At 74.8% G+C, this 15,115-nt stretch carries 12 protein-coding genes; 10 read left to right on the forward strand and 2 right to left on the reverse strand.

Features of this window, described 5'->3' with window-relative positions; translation table 11 throughout:
• The 4 genes from H7K62_RS09620 to H7K62_RS09635 all read left to right on the forward strand — a co-directional run bounded on the left by H7K62_RS09620 (window position 1) and on the right by H7K62_RS09635 (window position 4,721).
• On the forward strand, window positions 1-1,008 hold the full coding sequence (locus tag H7K62_RS09620) for an aldo/keto reductase (protein WP_186717716.1): 1,008 nt from the start codon (window positions 1-3) through the stop codon (window positions 1,006-1,008).
• A gap of 7 nt (window positions 1,009-1,015) precedes the next feature.
• Window positions 1,016-1,744: a rhomboid-like protein gene (locus H7K62_RS09625; protein ID WP_186717717.1), complete on the forward strand. Its 729-nt coding sequence runs from the start codon at window positions 1,016-1,018 to the stop codon at window positions 1,742-1,744.
• Window positions 1,745-1,809: 65 nt separating this feature from the next.
• Window positions 1,810-3,654 carry an aspartate--tRNA ligase gene (gene aspS, locus H7K62_RS09630; RefSeq protein ID WP_186717972.1) on the forward strand — a complete coding sequence of 615 codons (1,845 nt, stop codon included), beginning with the start codon at window positions 1,810-1,812 and terminating at the stop codon, window positions 3,652-3,654.
• Between the two features lie 125 nt (window positions 3,655-3,779).
• Complete coding sequence (locus tag H7K62_RS09635; protein WP_186717718.1) at window positions 3,780-4,721, forward strand: hypothetical protein; 942 nt, start codon at window positions 3,780-3,782, stop codon at window positions 4,719-4,721.
• Window positions 4,722-4,792: 71 nt separating this feature from the next.
• On the opposite strand, the gene H7K62_RS09640 is transcribed toward H7K62_RS09635, so the two are convergent.
• Both H7K62_RS09640 and H7K62_RS09645 read right to left on the reverse strand, forming a co-directional pair.
• A complete protein-coding gene (locus H7K62_RS09640) occupies window positions 4,793-6,871 on the reverse strand; it encodes a vWA domain-containing protein (protein ID WP_186717719.1) in 2,079 nt (692 codons plus the stop codon).
• 46 nt (window positions 6,872-6,917) lie between these two features.
• Window positions 6,918-8,372, reverse strand: coding sequence for a sigma 54-interacting transcriptional regulator (locus H7K62_RS09645; RefSeq protein ID WP_186717720.1), 1,455 nt, complete (start codon window positions 8,370-8,372; stop codon window positions 6,918-6,920).
• Between the two features lie 182 nt (window positions 8,373-8,554).
• Between H7K62_RS09645 and H7K62_RS09650 the strand changes: the two genes are divergently transcribed.
• The 6 genes from H7K62_RS09650 to alaS all read left to right on the forward strand — a co-directional run bounded on the left by H7K62_RS09650 (window position 8,555) and on the right by alaS (window position 15,104).
• Complete coding sequence (locus tag H7K62_RS09650) at window positions 8,555-9,232, forward strand: dienelactone hydrolase family protein (protein WP_370591694.1); 678 nt, start codon at window positions 8,555-8,557, stop codon at window positions 9,230-9,232.
• Window position 9,233: 1 nt separating this feature from the next.
• On the forward strand, window positions 9,234-10,673 hold the full coding sequence (locus H7K62_RS09655; protein ID WP_186717722.1) for a replication-associated recombination protein A: 1,440 nt from the start codon (window positions 9,234-9,236) through the stop codon (window positions 10,671-10,673).
• Between the two features lie 178 nt (window positions 10,674-10,851).
• Window positions 10,852-11,478 (forward strand): 30S ribosomal protein S4, encoded by a 627-nt coding sequence (gene rpsD, locus H7K62_RS09660; protein WP_186717974.1) that lies wholly within the window; start codon window positions 10,852-10,854, stop codon window positions 11,476-11,478.
• Window positions 11,479-11,666: 188 nt separating this feature from the next.
• Window positions 11,667-12,044 carry a DUF948 domain-containing protein gene (locus tag H7K62_RS09665; RefSeq protein WP_186717723.1) on the forward strand — a complete coding sequence of 126 codons (378 nt, stop codon included), beginning with the start codon at window positions 11,667-11,669 and terminating at the stop codon, window positions 12,042-12,044.
• Window positions 12,045-12,047: 3 nt separating this feature from the next.
• A complete protein-coding gene (locus tag H7K62_RS09670) occupies window positions 12,048-12,320 on the forward strand; it encodes a hypothetical protein (RefSeq protein ID WP_186717724.1) in 273 nt (90 codons plus the stop codon).
• Window positions 12,321-12,380: 60 nt separating this feature from the next.
• Complete coding sequence (alaS, locus tag H7K62_RS09675; RefSeq protein ID WP_186717725.1) at window positions 12,381-15,104, forward strand: alanine--tRNA ligase; 2,724 nt, start codon at window positions 12,381-12,383, stop codon at window positions 15,102-15,104.
• Window positions 15,105-15,115: the final 11 nt, after the last annotated feature.

The following is a 15,115-nucleotide window of genomic DNA, read 5'->3' on the forward strand; positions in this document are numbered from 1 at the left end:
ATGACGGATCTGGAGACCAGGACGCTCGGCCGCACGGGGGCGCAGGTCAGCGTGATCGGGCTGGGGTGCTGGCAGATCGGCGGCGGCTGGGGCGACGTCAGCGACGCCGACGCGACCGCCGCGCTGCACGCGGCCCTGGAGAGCGGGATCACCCTCTTCGACACCGCGGACGTGTACGGCGACGGCCGCAGCGAGCAGCTCATCGGGGCCTTCCTGCGCGAGCTGCCCGAGGCGGACCGGCCGTTCGTGGCCACCAAGTGCGGCCGCCGCGCGGACCCGCACGTGCCGGGCGCGTACACCGCCGAGAACTTCCGCGCGTGGACGGACAGGTCGCGCAGGAACCTCGGCGTGGACCGGCTCGACCTCGTGCAGCTGCACTGCCCGCCGACGCCGGTGTTCTCCGACGACGCCGCCTTCGACGCGCTCGACCAGCTGGTCGCCGACGGCGCGATCGCCGCGTACGGCGTCTCGGTGGAGACCGTCGACGAGGCGCTCACCGCCATCGCCCGGCCGGGCGTGGCCAGCGTGCAGATCATCCTCAACGCGTTCCGCCGCAAGCCGCTCGAGCGGGTGCTGCCCGCGGCGGCCGAGGCCGGCGTGGGGATCCTCGCGCGCGTGCCGCTGGCGTCGGGCCTGCTCACCGGCAAGTACGACGAGAGCACGCAGTTCGGTGCGGACGACCACCGCAGCTTCAACCGCAACGGCGAGCAGTTCGACAAGGGGGAGACGTTCTCCGGCGTGCCCTACGACGTCGGCGTGGCCGCCGCCCGCGAGGTGGCGGCGCTCGCGGCGCAGGCCGGCGAGGGCGTGACGACCGCCCAGCTCGCGCTGCGGTGGATCCTCGACCAGACCGGCGTGACCGCCGCGATCCCCGGGGCCCGCAACGCCGACCAGGCGCGCGGGAACGCCGCGGCCGCGGCGGTGGCCCCGCTCGGCCACGACGTGCTGGCGGCGTTCGAGCGCATCTACGACGAGCGCATCCGCGAGCACGTGCACGGCAGCTGGTGACCCCGCGGTGACGACTGTCGGTGCGCCCCCGGCCGGGCAGGACGGCGACGCCCGTCCCGCCCGGCCGGCGGGCGCGCAGGCGCGCCGGTGGCCGCGGTGGGCCCGCGGCGGTGAGCTGGCGCTGGCCTACGCGGGCCTGGTGCTCGCGGTGGCCGTCGTCCTCGCCGTCCTGCCGGAGGGCGTCCACCGGCAGGCGGTGCTGTCCGCCAGCACCAACATCGAGAACCTCCGGCACACCCCTGCGGCCGTGCTGCTGCTGAGCGCCTTCGTGGTCCGCGACTTCGCCGAGGTGCTGCTCCTGCTGCCCCTGGTGGTGGTGATGACGCTGTGCAGCCGCAGGATCGGGCGCCTCTCCACGGTCATCGCCGCCCTGTTCGGGCACGTGGGCGCGACGCTCCTCGTGGCGACGTTCCTCGCCGCGGGCGTGCGCCGAGGGTTCGTGCCGCACAGCGTCACCACCGCCCCCGACGTCGGCGTCAGCTACGCGCTCGCCGGAATGGCCGGTCTGCTCGCGGCCGCGGTGCCCCACCGGTGGCGGTGGGCCTACGTGGTCGGCGGTCTCGTGGCCCTGGTGCTGCTCATCAGCGTCGACACGGACTTCACCAACGCGGGGCACCTGCTGGCGTTCGGCACGGGCCTCGGCCTGTCGGTCGTCGCGGTGCAGGGCGGCCGCCGCCCGCCGGAGGGGACCGCGCCTCGGACCGCACCCCGCTCGGGCTCCGGCGCCGCCGACTAGGCTCGACGCCGCCGCCGCCGCTCTGGCAGCAGCGAAGATGGTCGACAGGAAGGTCGGTGTCCCGCGTGCTCCGCAGCCACTCCGCAGGAACCCTGCGCGCCGCTCACGACGGCGAGCAGGTCACCCTCGCCGGGTGGGTGGGCCGCCGCCGAGACCACGGCGGGGTGGCCTTCCTCGACCTGCGCGACGCCTCCGGCGTGGTGCAGGTGGTGGTGCGCGACGAGCTGCTGGTCTCCTCCGGCGCGCACGCGCTGCGCAGCGAGTTCGTCGTCCAGGTCACCGGTGCGGTGCGCCTGCGCCCGGTGGGCAACGAGAACCCCGCGCTGCCCACCGGTGACGTCGAGGTGGTCGCCGAGGTGCTGACCGTCCTCAACGAGGCCGCTCCGCTGCCGTTCCCCATCGAGGCCGCCGGCGAGCAGGTGAACGCCCCCGGCGAGGAGGTGCGCCTGCGCCACCGCTACCTCGACCTGCGCCGTCCGGCGCCCGCCGCGGCGCTCAAGCTGCGCAGCGAGGCCAACCGCGTGGCGCGCGACGTGCTCCTCGCCGACGGCTTCACCGAGGTGGAGACCCCCACCCTCACCCGCTCCACCCCCGAGGGCGCCCGCGACTTCCTCGTGCCCGCGCGCCTCGCGCCGGGCTCCTGGTACGCCCTGCCGCAGAGCCCGCAGCTGTTCAAGCAGCTGCTCATGGTGGCCGGGGTGGAGAAGTACTTCCAGATCGCCCGCTGCTACCGCGACGAGGACTTCCGCGCCGACCGCCAGCCGGAGTTCACCCAGCTCGACGTCGAGATGGCCTTCGTCGAGCAGGACGACGTCATCGCCCTCGCCGAGAAGGTGCTCGTCGGCCTGTGGGCGCTCATCGGCCACACCCTCGACACCCCGATCCCGCGGATGACCTACCGCGACGCGATGGCCCGGTACGGCTCCGACAAGCCCGACCTGCGCTTCGGGGTGGAGCTGGTGGAGGTCACCTCCTACTTCGCCGACACCACGTTCCGCGTCTTCCAGGCGCCGTACGTCGGTGCCGTGGTCATGCCCGGCGGGGCGTCGCAGCCGCGCAAGCAGCTCGACGCGTGGCAGGAGTTCGCCAAGCAGCGCGGTCACCGCGGTCTCGCGTACGTGCTGGTGGGTGAGGACGGCGAGCTGTCCGGCCCGGTGGCCAAGAACCTCTCGGAGACCGAGCGCGCCGGCCTGGCCGCCAAGGTCGGGGCGGTGCCCGGTGACTGCATCTTCTTCGCCGCCGGAACGGCATCGGGGGCGCGCTCGCTGCTGGGCGCCACCCGCCTGGAGATCGGCAAGCGCTGCGGGCTCATCGACGAGTCGCACTGGGCGTTCGTCTGGGTGGTCGACGCGCCGCTGTTCGAGCCCGCCGAGGCCGCGGTGGCCGCCGGTGACGTCGCCGTCGGCGGGGGAGCGTGGACGGCGGTGCACCACGCGTTCACCTCGCCGAAGCCCGAGTGGATCTACAGGTTCGACGAGAGCGTCGACGCGCCGGGCGAGGCACTGGCGTACGCCTACGACATCGTCTGCAACGGCAACGAGATCGGCGGCGGCAGCATCCGCATCCACCGCCGCGACGTCCAGGAGCGCGTGTTCCGCGTCATGGGCATCTCCCCGGAGGACGCGCAGGAGAAGTTCGGCTTCCTCCTGGACGCGTTCGGCTACGGCGCTCCGCCGCACGGCGGCATCGCCTTCGGGTGGGACCGCATCGTCGCGCTGCTGACCAGGTCCGACTCGATCCGCGAGGTCATCGCGTTCCCCAAGTCGGGCGGCGGCTACGACCCGCTGACGGCGGCCCCGGCGCCGATCACCCCCGCGCAGCGCGCCGAGGCCGGCATCGACGGCCCCCCGAAGAAGCCCGAGCCGAAGGCCGACCCGAAGGCCGACCAGACGGCGCCCCCGGCGTCCTGACCCTCCCCTCCGTCCGTGATCATGGACTTCCCGAGCACTTTCCCGCCGTGATCATGGACCTCCCGAACACCCGTTCCTGTGGACGGTCGGAGCGGGGGTAGCGCGATCTTCGCAAGGCTGCACCGGTGCCCCAGGTGCCGCGCATCCTCGCCCCGACGTCGCTGCTGCCCCCGTTCCGGCGGGCTGACCTTCCGTCACTGGGGCTCGACCCCCGCTGGCTCGACGGGGCGCTGGCGGCCGGCTTCGTCGTCCAGGTGAACCGGGGCGCCTACCTCGACGCTCGGCTGCTCGGCGACCCGCTCGCCGTCGCCCAGGCCTCGGCGCTCGTCCTGCCGCCGCACGTGGTCCGGTGCCGAGCCACCGCGGCGATGATCCACGGGGTCGACCCGCGCGGCCCGGCGCTGGACACCTCCCCGGTACCGCTCCAGGGCCTGGTGCCGGCCACCAACCGCACCCCGAAGTGGCGCGGAGCGTCGATCTTCGAGGCGCCGCTGGCCCCGCACGACGTCATGGAGGTCGGCGGGGTGCTCGTCACCACCCCGGAGCGCACGGCGCTGGACTGCGCCCGCTACCTGAGCCCGCCGATGGCGCTGGCGGTGCTGGACCGCATGGCCGGGCTGGGCCTGGTCGACCCCGAGGTGCTGCGGGTGCGCATCGAGGAGTTCAAGGGCGACCGCGGAGTGGGGCAGGCGCGCTACCTCATCGTCCACATCGAGGCGGATGCTGAGTCCTACGGAGAGTCCTGGTTCCGGCTGCGGCTGCTGGACGCTGGGTTCCCGCGCCCCGACGTGCAGATCTGGGTCCCAGAGCAGAGACCTGGCGCGATGCGGCTGGACCTGGGGTGGGAGGCGCTGCGCAAGGCTGGGGAGTACGACGGGGAGGAGTTCCACTCCTCGCGGGAGCAGCAGGACGCCGATGACGCCCGGCGCGAGCGGCTGGAGCGGGAGTTCGGCTGGCGGGTGCTGCCGGCGCGCAAGGGCGCCGTGCTGGGGCGGTCGCTGGAGCTGGAGCTCGCGTTCGGTGAACTGCTGGGGATGGCACCGAGGATCCGCACCCGTGCCTGGTGAAAGTGCTTGGCAAGTCCATGATCACGGGGGGAAAGTGCTTCGGACGTCCATGATCACGGAGGGGGTGGGGGCTAGGAGGCGCGGCGGCTGCCGGACGAGCCGTTGCGGGCGCGCAGGTAGTCGGAGACCACGTACTCCCCGAGCCGGTCCAGCGAGGGCGCGAACACCCGACCCCCGTTGCGCCGAGCCATCGCGTCGGCGAAGCGCCGCAGGCCCGGGTCCTCGCCCAGCAGGAACGTGTTGATCGCCACGCGCGAGCGGGTCATGGCGTCGACCTCGCCGACCGTCCGGCGCAGCGTCTCCGGGGACGTCGGCCAGTCGAACCACGCCTCGCCGTCGTCGTCGAGGTGGGCGGTCGGCTCCCCGTCGGTGACCACCAGGACGATCGGCTGCGCGTCCGGGTGCCGTGAGACGTGGCGTCGCGCCAGCGCGAGGGCGTGCTGGAGGTTGGTGCCCTGGATCCAGGCCGGCTCGACGGCGGCCAGCTCGGCGGTGGACATCGTCCGCGCGGTCCTGTCGAACCCGATGATCTCGAACGCGTCGTTCGGGTGCTGCGTGGCCACGAGGTGCGCCAGCGCCATCGCCGTCTGCTTCATCGGCGCCCAGCGGTCCTCGGCGTACATCGACCACGACAGGTCCACGCACAGCGCCACGGCCGCGCTGGAGCGCCGCTCGGTCTCGGCCACCGCGAAGTCCTCCGGGAGCAGCCGCACCCCCCTCTGCTGAGCCGACGACGACGGCGAGCGCGTCGCCGCCGAGCGCATGACGGCCCGGCGCACCGTGGCGACGGCGTCGAGGGGCTGCTCGTCACCGAACTGCCACTCGCGCCAGGTGCCCGTGGCCTCTCCGGCCGCACCGGCGGAGCGCTCGTCGTGCGAGCCCCGTCGTGACGACTCGAGGTCGGCGAAGACCCGGCGCAGCGCGGTCTGCCCGAGCCGGCGCAGCGCCTTGGGCGACAGCTGCAGCTGGCTGGCCGGCCCGGTCAGCCAGCCCTGCTTCTTGAGCTCGCGCTCCAGCTCGGCCAGGCGCCGCAGCTGGTTGGCGGCACCGGTGCCGAGCTGGCGCTCGACGGCCTCGACGTCGACGTCGTCGAGACCCTGCCCCGGACCGTCCATGGCGAGCTGGTCGTCGAGGTCGTCCAGGTCCGCCAGTTCGGCGAGCGCGCCGGTGGCGTCGTCCATCCCCAGCGGCTGGGAGCCGTTGAAGCTCTCCCGGCCCCGCCCGCGCACGAAGGCGCCGGGGCGCAGGTCCTGCAGGTGCTGGTTGAGCGCGCTGACCTCGGCCTCCAGCCCGGCGTCGGCCATGGCCTGCGCCATGAGCTGCTGCAGCTGGCTGCGCTCCTCCTTGGACAGGGACCGCATGAGCCGCTGCATGGCGGCAGCGCGCTGCGCGAGGGCGTCGAGCAGCTCGTCGACGTCCTTCGGGTCCTCGGGGAACGCGTCGCCGTGCTTGGCCATGAACTCGGCGAACTGCTCGGTGGTGTCCTCACCGCGCTCGTGGGCGGCGAGCAGGGCGTTGAGGTCGCCGAGGAGCTCCTTGACGCCCTCCATCGACTGACCGGACTGGCCCTGGCCGCCCTCGCCCTGCTGCCCCATCTGGCCGAGCCCGGGGATCTGGGCCCTCAGCGCCTGCTGGCGCAGGTCGTCGAGGAGCTCCTCGTAGGTCTGCTGCGCGGCGGGGGAGGTCCACTCGTAGTCGGCGAGCTCCCGCACCGCGGCGGCCGTGCGGCGGGGGAGCGCGTCGAGCTGGGCGTGGGCGAGCGCCGCCTCGCTGGCGTCGGCCCCGGCCCCCTCCTCGCCGGCTGACTCGCGCTCGGCCGCCTCGGCGGCCTTCTGGTCCAGCGCGGCGCGCTCCGTGGTCAGCGCCTGCTCGAGCTTCTCCCGCGCCTGCTGCAGCGACCCGGCCAGGTCGCCGGAGGAGCGCAGCTGCTCGCGCCGCCGCCGGACCCGCTCGCGCAGGGCGTCCAGCCCCTCCCGCCGCCCCCGCTCGTCCTCGAGGCCGTTGCGCAGCAGGTCGCGCAGGGCCTCCTGCAGCGACCGACCCTGCATGACGTCCCGCCCGATCGCGTCGACGGCGGCGCGCACGTCGTACGGAGGGGCGAGCGGGTCCGCGCCGCCGTCCCACGCGCCGTACCGGTAGGCCCTGCTCATCGCGTCCCCCTCGCAGCCCGTGCCACCGTCGTCGTCGAGAGCTCTCTCAGCCGCCGTAGACGGCGCGGTCGCCGTGGCCGTCGCTGCCGGCCTCGACGTCCTTGGCCAGCCGGCGCGTGAGGTGCAGGCCCTCGAGGACCATCTCCACCCCCGAGGCGGCCTGCCCGGGCGTCGGGGCCTCCGGCAGGTCGAGGCGCGCCAGCACGCGTGCGAGCCCCTCGACCCTGCCGATCTGCGACAGCAGCTCGGCACTGCTCACCAGCTCGCCGGTGAAGACCGTGCCGCCCTCGGCCACCAGCGTGGTGAAGCCCGAGAGGTCGGCGCCGCCGAGCCGCGCCCGGAAGACCTCCGCCACGGCCGTGCGGAGCAGGTGCACCAGCACCTCCTCCTCGCGGCCCTCCTCGCCGGACTCGAACTCGACCTTGCCGCGCAGCGTCGGCACCACGCCGTACGCGTCGCCCACGCGGGCCACCGGCTCGTCGCCCGTGAGCGCCGCGCGCCGCAGGGCAGCGCCGGACAGCGTCTCGGCGGCGGCCACGGCGAAGCGCGCCGAGACCCCCGAGCGGGCGTCGACGGCCGGAGACTCGCGCACCGCCCGCGTGAACCGGGCGACCACCTCGAGCAGGTGGCGGGGCACGTCGGCCACCAGCCGGGCCTCCTGCGCCACGAGCTCCACCTCGAGGTCGACGTCGAGCGGGTAGTGCGTGCGCACCTCGGCCCCGAACCGGTCCTTGAGCGGCGTGATGATCCGGCCGCGGTTGGTGTAGTCCTCGGGGTTGGCGCTGGCCACCACGAGCACGTCCAGCGGCAGGCGCAGCGTGTAGCCGCGCACCTGCACGTCGCGCTCCTCGAGCACGTTGAGCAGTGAGACCTGGATGCGCTCGGCGAGGTCGGGCAGCTCGTTGACGGCGAAGATCCCGCGGTGCGTGCGGGGGACCAGGCCGAAGTGGATGGTCTCGGGGTCGCCCAGGGTGCGGCCCTCGGCGATGCGGACGGGGTCGACGTCGCCGATGAGGTCGCCGACGGACGTGTCCGGGGTGGCCAGCTTCTCGGCGTACCGCTCGGAGCGGTGCCGCCAGCTCACCGGCAGGTCGTCACCCAGCTCGCGCGCCCGCCGGGCCGAGGCCGGCGTGATGGGCTCGAGGGGGTGCTCGCCCAGCTCGGAGCCCTCGATGACCGGCGTCCACTCGTCGAGCAGCGCCACGAGGGAGCGGATGAGGCGGGTCTTGCCCTGGCCGCGCTCGCCGAGGAGCACGAGGTCGTGCCCGGCGAGCAGGGCCCGCTCCACCTCGGGCAGCACCGTGTCGTCGAAGCCGACGACGCCGGGGAAGCGGGGCTCACCGGCGCGCATGCGGGCCAGGAGGTTCTCGCGCAGCTCGGCCTTGACCGAGCGGGGCTCGGCCTGCGGCAGGCCGCTGGCGCGCAGGGCGCCGAGCGTGGTCGGCAGGTCGTCGGGGAAGGAGCTGAGGACGGACGTCGACGGTGTCGCGCTACCAGTCACCACCTCACGCTACGTCCGGATCGTCCCGAGCGCGCCACCCCGGACCCCACCCCCGATCGTGATCATGGGCTTCCCGAGCGGCGGTGCGCGGGAAGCCCATGATCACGGCCGGAAAGTGCTTCGGAAGTCCATGATCACGGACGGGAGGGGTGGGTGTCGGCGGCACGTGCTGGGATGTGGGGGTGAGCGAGCAGAACGTCGAGTTCCCCAGCGGTGACGGCACGGCCCACGGCTACCTCGAGCTCCCGCCCGGGGGCTCGGGCCCGGGGCTCGTGGTCATCCAGGAGTGGTGGGGCCTCACCACGCACATCGCCGACCTCACCCGGCGCTTCGCCGCCGAGGGGTTCGTGGCTCTCGCGCCCGACCTGTACGGCGGCGCCACCACGCACGACGGCGCGGAGGCGATGCGCCTCATGCAGGAGCTGCCCGTCGACAGGGCCGCCCGCGACCTCGCCGGCGCCGTCGACCACCTGCTCGGGCGCCCCGAGGTCACCTCGGGCACGGTCGGCGTGGTCGGCTTCTGCATGGGCGGCTCCTTCGTGCTGACGCTGGCCGCCCAGCAGGGCGAGCGCGTCAGCGCCGCCGTCCCCTTCTACGGCCTGCCCGACCTCGACGCCACGGACTACTCCGGCCTGCGCGCCGCCGTGCAGGGCCACTACGCCACCCGCGACCGCATCACGCGCGAGGCCGTCGAGGCCACCGCCGCGAAGATCCGCGAGCAGTCCGGCGTCCAGGCCGACGTGCGCTTCTACGAGGCCGACCACGCCTTCGTCAACGACGAGCGCCCCTCCTACGACGAGGCCTCCGCCACGGCCGCCTGGGCCGCCGCCGTCGCGTTTCTGAAGGAGCACGTCCGCTGAGATGACGGCCGACCTCTTCAGCGGCGGCCTGGGCGACGACGACGACGCGAGCGGCGGCCCGGGCGGGGCCGCACCGACCTCCCGATCGGTGCGCGCTCCGCTCGCCGTCCGGATGCGCCCGCGCACCCTCGACGAGGTGGCCGGTCAGCAGCACCTGCTGACCCCCGGCGCCCCGCTGCGCCGCCTCGTCGAGGGCGGTGACGGGCGCGCCGGGCCGGCGAGCGTCCTGCTGTGGGGCCCGCCCGGCACCGGCAAGACCACGCTGGCCCACGTGGTCGCGCGCGGCACGGGGTGGCGCTTCGAGGAGCTGAGCGCCGTCACCGCCGGCGTCAAGGACGTCCGCCGCGTGCTCGACGCCGCCAAGACCGCCCGCGACCTGCACGACCGCCGGACCGTCCTCTTCCTCGACGAGATCCACCGCTTCACCAAGGCCCAGCAGGACGCGCTGCTGCCCGGTGTGGAGGAGCGCTGGGTGGTGCTCATCGCCGCGACCACGGAGAACCCCAGCTTCTCGGTGGTCTCGCCGCTGCTGAGCCGGTCGCTGCTGCTGCGCCTGGCGCCGCTCACCGACGACGACGTGCGCGACCTGCTCCAGCGCGCCGTCTCCGACCAGCGGGGCCTGGCCGGCCAGGTGGCCCTCGACGACGACGCCCTGGCCCACCTCGTGCGCCTGGCCGGCGGTGACGCCCGCCGCGCGCTGACGGCCCTGGAGGCCGCGGCCGGCCTCGCGCTGGACGCCCGGGCGCTGTCGTCGTCCTCCTCGTCCTCCGACGACGACGACCACGACGACGACGGCGAGGGGCCGGCCCGGGTGGACCTGGCCGCCGCGGAGCGCGCCGTCGACATCGCCGCCGTCCGGTACGACCGCGGCGGCGACCAGCACTACGACGTCGCCAGCGCGCTCATCAAGAGCCTGCGCGGCTCCGACGTCGACGCCGCGCTGCACTACCTGGCGCGGATGCTGGAGGCGGGGGAGGACCCGCGCTTCGTGGCGCGGCGCCTGGTCATCTCGGCCAGCGAGGACGTCGGCATGGCCGACCCCAGCGCCCTGCAGACGGCGGTGGCCGCGGCGCAGGCCGTGCAGCTCATCGGCATGCCGGAGGCGCGCATCGTGCTGGCGCAGGCCGTGGTGCACCTGGCGACAGCGCCCAAGAGCAACGCCGCCTACCTCGGGATCGACGCGGCCGTCGCCGACGTCCGCGCCGGGCGGGGCGGCCCGGTGCCGCCGCACCTGCGCGACGCGCACTACGCGGGGGCCCAGAGGATCGGGCACGGCAAGGGGTACGTGTACGCCCACGACGCCCCGCACGCCGTCGCCCCGCAGCAGTACGCCCCCGACGACCTCGCCGACCGGGAGTACTACCGCCCCACCGACCGGGGGGTGGAGCGCGGCATCGGCGAGCGCCTGCAGCGGATCCGCGCGCTGCTCAGGAGCCGGTAGACCTGCGGTAGTGTTCTCCGCTGGTGCTGCGCCGTCTGGCGCCCGCGCCTCGTGGTCACCCTGGTCCGGCAGCCGCCGGTCGGGGGAGGCCGCCGTCGTTCGCTGGTCGTCCCACTCGGTCCGAGAGGTGGGAGCCCCGACCGCGAGTGCCCGCCCCGAGAAGGAGAGCCACCCGCTCGTGTCCCACTCCAACCGCAACCGTCGCCAGGTCCGCCTGTCCCGCGCCCTCGGGGTGCCGCTCACGCCGAAGGCGGCGCGCTACTTCGAGGTCCGCCCCTACCCGCCGGGCGAGCACGGCCGCGCCCGTCGCCGCACGGAGTCCGAGTACTCCCTCGGCCTGCGCCAGAAGCAGCTCCTCCGCGCTCAGTACGGCATCCGCGAGGCGCAGCTGCGCAACACGTTCGAGGAGGCCCGCCGTTCGCAGGGCCGCACCGGTGACGTGCTGATCGAGCTGCTCGAGATGCGCCTGGACGCCCTCGTCCTGCGCTCCGGCCTGGCCCGCACCATCGCCCAGGCCCGCCAGCTGGTCGTGCACCGCCACATCCTGGTCGACGGCCAGCGCGTCGACCGCCCGTCCTTCCGCGTGAGCCCGGGCCAGATCATCTCGGTGCACGCCAAGAGCGCGGCCACCACGCCGTTCCAGGTGGCTGCCGCCGGCGCCCACCGCGACGTGCTGCCCACGCTGCCCGGCTACCTCGAGGTGCAGCTCGCCGACCTCAAGGTGCGCCTGGCGCGCCGCCCCACCCGCGAGGAGGTCCCCGTGACCTGTGAGGTCTCCCGCGTCGTCGAGTTCTACGCGCGCTGACCTCCTTCCGGGCTCTGCGCGGCCACGGCCGCTGACCCAGCACCACGACCCCCGTCCCGCTCTCGCGGGGCGGGGGTCGCGGCGTTCCCCGGGGGTGTGCCGCCGGTGGGCCGCCGCGCTCGACGGCCCGGTGACGGCTGCGCGGTAGGGTCGCCGAGCACGTCACCGCCCCAAGCTCAGGAGTCCCCTTGTCCGTCGGAGATGTCGCGGGGCTCATCGCGGCCCTCGCGTTCGTCGTCCTGGTCGCCCTGCTGGCGCGGCCCATCCTCAAGCTGGGCCAGGTGCTCGACGAGGCCCGCGCCGCCATCAAGGGGGTGTCGGACTCCACCGTCCCGCTCATCGCCGAGGTCACCACCACGGTCGGCCAGGCGAACGAGCAGATGGAGAAGATCGACACCATCACCACGAACGCGGCGCAGATCACCACCAACGCCTCCGCGCTGACGGCCCTGTTCGCCGCCACCCTCGGGTCTCCCGTGGTGCGCGTGGCCGCGTTCACCTACGGCGTGCGCCAGGCCGTGAACGGCCGCCGCGCCGGCCGCCGCGCCGCGCGCCAGGGGGCCTGAGCGGTGGGCAGGCTCGTGCTCGTGGGCCTCGGCGTGGTGGCCGCCGCCGTGGGCGCCGTGCAGGCGGCCCGCTCGGTGAGCACCTCCGAGGGCGGGTGGTCGGGACTGGCCGACGGGCTGCGCGACTTCGCCGCCGACGTGCGCTCCGGCGCCGCCGAGCGCGAGGAGGAGCTGCGCATCGCCCTCGGCGTCGACACCGGCACCATCGACGAGGCCACCGCCCGCGACCTGCTCGAGAACCCCACCGCGCCCCGGCGCGGCCAGCACGCCGGCTGACGCCGGCCCGCTGACCACCACACCACCAGACCACCAGACCACCCCCAGGAGGGGACCCCCGTGGAGACCGCCGAGATCCGCCGGCGCTGGCTCGACTTCTTCGAGGCGCGCGGCCACACCGTGGTGCCCAGCGCCTCGCTGATCAGCCCCGACCCGAGCCTGCTGTTCACGGTGGCCGGCATGGTGCCGTTCATCCCGTACCTCACGGGCCAGCAGACCCCGCCCTACCCGCGCGCCACGAGCGTGCAGAAGTGCGTGCGCACGCTCGACATCGACGAGGTCGGCAAGACCACGCGCCACGGCACGTTCTTCCAGATGAACGGCAACTTCTCCTTCGGCGACTACTTCAAGGAGGGGGCGATCTCCTACGCGTGGGAGCTCGTCACCACCCCGCAGTCGCAGGGGGGCTACGGCTTCGACCCCGACAGCCTGTGGGCCACCGTCTACGTCGACGACGACGAGGCGCACCGCCTCTGGCAGACCGTCGCCGGCCTGCCGCCCGAGCGCATCCAGCGCCTGGGCATGGAGGACAACTACTGGTCCACCGGGCAGCCCGGACCGGCCGGCCCGTGCTCGGAGATCTACGTCGACCGCGGCCCCGCCTACGGCCCCGACGGCGGTCCCGCCAACGACCCCGCGGGCGACCGGTACCTGGAGATCTGGAACCTCGTCTTCATGCAGTTCCAGCGCGGGGAGGGCCAGGGGAAGGACTTCCCCATCCTCCACGAGCTGCCCAAGAAGAACATCGACACCGGCATGGGCCTGGAGCGCACCGCGCTGCTCCTGCAGGGCGTCGACAACATGTACGAGATCGACCAGGTCGCCCCCGTGCTGCGGCACGCCGCCGAGCTGGCCGGTGTCCGCTACGGCGCCGACCGGGACGCCGACGTGCGCCTGCGCGTGGTGGCCGACCACGTCCGCGCCTCCCTCATGCTCATGGGCGACGGCGTCACCCCCGGCAACGAGGGCGGCGGCTACGTGCTGCGCCGCCTCGTGCGGCGCGCGGTGCGCGCGATGCGCCTGCTCGGCGTGGACGCCCCGACGCTGCCGGAGCTGCTGCCGGTCTCCCTGGACGCCATGGCCCCGGCCTACCCCGAGCTGCGCGAGGGCTTCGGGCGCATCAGCGCCGTCGCCTACGCCGAGGAGGAGGCGTTCCGGCGCACCCTCGTCTCGGGCACCACCATCCTCGACACCGCCGTGGCGCAGGCCAAGAAGAGCTCCGCCTCCACCGGCGCCGCCGCCGTGCTGTCCGGAGAGCGCGCCTTCGAGCTGCACGACACCTTCGGCTTCCCCATCGACCTCACCCTGGAGATGGCCGCCGAGCAGGGCGTCTCGGTGGACGCCGACGGCTTCCGCCGCCTCATGACCGAGCAGCGCACCCGCGCCCGCGAGGACGCCCGCGCCAAGCGCGCCGGCCGCACGGACACCGCCGGCTACCGGCAGGTGGCCGACGAGCTCGGGCGCGACGTGGACTTCGTCGGGTACGAGGTGCTCTCCGCGGAGGGCCGCGTGGTGGGCCTGCTGCGCGACGGCGCCGGCGTGCCCGTCGCCCTCGCCGGCGACGACGTCGAGCTGGTCCTGGACCGGACCCCCTTCTACGCCGAGAGCGGCGGCCAGCTGGCCGACCGCGGGCGCCTCACCGTGACCGGCCCGACGGGCGTGCGCGCGGTGGTGGACGTCACCGACGTGCAGCGGCCCATCCCCGGCCTCAACGTCCACCACGCCACGGTGGTCTCCGGCGAGATAGCGGTCGGGGACCCGGTGGAGGCCGTCGTCGACGCGGGCCGCCGCCTGGCCGTGGCCCGCGCGCACACCGCCACGCACCTGGTCCACCAGGGCCTGCGCGACGCGCTCGGCCCGGACGGCACGCGCCAGGCCGGGTCGGAGAACGCCCCCGGACGCCTGCGCTTCGACTACACCGCGCTGGCCGCGCCCACCCCGGCGCAGCTGGCCGACGTCGAGGCGGAGGTCAACACCTTCCTCGCCGACGACCTCGCCGTCACCACCACGGTCACCGACCCCGAGTCGGCGCGCCGCGCCGGCGCGCTGGCGTTCTTCGGGGACAAGTACGGCGACCGCGTGCGCATGGTCGGCATCGGCGAGTGGTCCAAGGAGCTGTGCGGCGGCACCCACGTGGAGCGCACCGGGCAGCTGGGCGTCGTCGCGCTGCTCGGGGAGCAGTCCATCGGCTCCGGCACCCGTCGTGTGGAGGCCCTCGTCGGCCCTGACGCCCACGCCCACCTGGCGCGGGAGTCCGCGCTGGTCAGCCAGCTGACGGGCCTGCTCAAGGTGCGCTCCGAGGAGCTGCCCGACCGCATCGCCACCCTGCTCGACCAGCTCAAGGAGGCCGACCGCACCATCGCCGCGGCCCGCGCCAAGGAGGTCCTCGCGGCAGCGGGCGCCCTCGCCGCGGGCGCCGAGCTCGTGGGCGGCTCGGCCGCCGACGCGGTGCGCCTGGTGGCGACGAGCGCCGGCGAGGTGGCCTCCGCCGACGACCTGCGCACCCTCGCGCTCGACGTGCGGGGCCGCCTCGGTGAGTCCGCGTCCGTGGTCGCCGTCGGCGGCGTCGCGAAGGGCCGCCCCGTCGTGGTCATCGCCACCAGCCCCGCGGCCCGCGCGGCAGGGCTCAAGGCCGGTGCGCTCGTCCGCGTGGCCGCCACCGCCCTCGGCGGCGGCGGGGGCGGCAAGGACGACGTCGCGCAGGGCGGCGGCACCGACGCCCAGGCGCTGCCCGCAGCCCTGGACGCCGTGCGCGACGCCGTGGCGTCGTCCGTCGGCGCCTGACCGGTCCTGAG

It is taken from the genome of Quadrisphaera sp. RL12-1S, from assembly GCF_014270065.1.
Taxonomy (GTDB): Bacteria; Actinomycetota; Actinomycetes; order Actinomycetales; family Quadrisphaeraceae; genus Quadrisphaera.